1 protein-coding gene is annotated in these 1162 nt (G+C 43.5%); it reads right to left on the reverse strand.

Features of this window, described 5'->3' with window-relative positions; all coding sequences use genetic code 11:
• Positions 1–1162: ATP-grasp domain-containing protein (locus LD39_RS21345; RefSeq protein WP_035553791.1), on the reverse strand; the 1162-nt coding region annotated here is incomplete at both ends.

Genomic DNA, 1162 nt, shown 5'->3' on the forward strand with positions numbered 1-1162 from the left:
GCTCTTTTAGCCACTTCGCAAGCCCCTCTGGTCCCTGCTCGTCTAATATTTGTTTGGTACCTCTTGGAATTGGCTTGGAATGTTTTACTTCCGGCATACGAGCCCGTGAATATGTCGGTTTTTTCCTGTTTCCATATCCCTCAAATCCATTAATGGTGCGGTCAGCGATATACGTCAGCATCTTCGTTCCACGGTCTTTCCGCTTAGGAAATACGAACAACTCAGGAGAACGGTCTATAAAAGTCGTATTATATTCACCAGATATAAATTGTTTATGCTGGATGACGTTCTCTAAAAATGGAATATTCGTTTTAATTCCTCGAATACGGAACTCCTTCAAGTTTCTTACCATCTTATGTGCAGCCTGGTCGAAGCTGAGCGCCCACGTAGACAATTTGACTAATAATGAATCATAGTATGGAGAGATCACCGCACCCTGGAAACCATTTCCTGCGTCCAGACGGACTCCAAATCCTCCACCCGTACGATAGGCCATAATTTTTCCGGTATCAGGCATAAAGTTGTTCAGCGGGTCTTCCGTTGTGACACGAGATTGAATTGCATAACCGTGAGTTTTTATTTCCTTTTGTTCAGGAATGTTAACCGGTGCATTATGTAATCCATGCCCGTCCGCAATCAAAATCTGAGTCTGGACAATATCTACACCGGTAATCATTTCTGTAATTGTATGTTCCACCTGAACCCGCGGGTTCACTTCAATGAAATAGAACTCATCTCCAGTTACCAGAAATTCTACGGTCCCTGCGTTTAAATAGTTCACATTTTCCATCAACTTAACAGCGGCTGCACAAATTTCTTCTCTTAAGTTATCAGAGAGAGAAACACTTGGAGCAACTTCAACCACTTTCTGGTGACGTCGCTGGACAGAACAGTCCCTTTCATAAAGATGGACGATGTTTCCATCATGATCTCCGATAATTTGAACTTCTATATGTTTAGGCTCTTCAATCAATTTCTCAACATATACATCATCACTTCCAAAAGCAGCTCTTGCTTCCGAACGTGCGCGGTCATAGGAATCTTCAAGGGTATCTGCGCTTCTTACAACACGCATGCCTCTTCCCCCACCGCCCATCGCTGCTTTAATCATCAGCGGGTAGCCGTGGTCATCACCAAATTTACGTATTTCGTCTACACCACT

It is taken from the genome of Halobacillus sp. BBL2006, from assembly GCF_000786645.1.
GTDB lineage: Bacteria > Bacillota > Bacilli > Bacillales > Halobacillaceae > Halobacillus.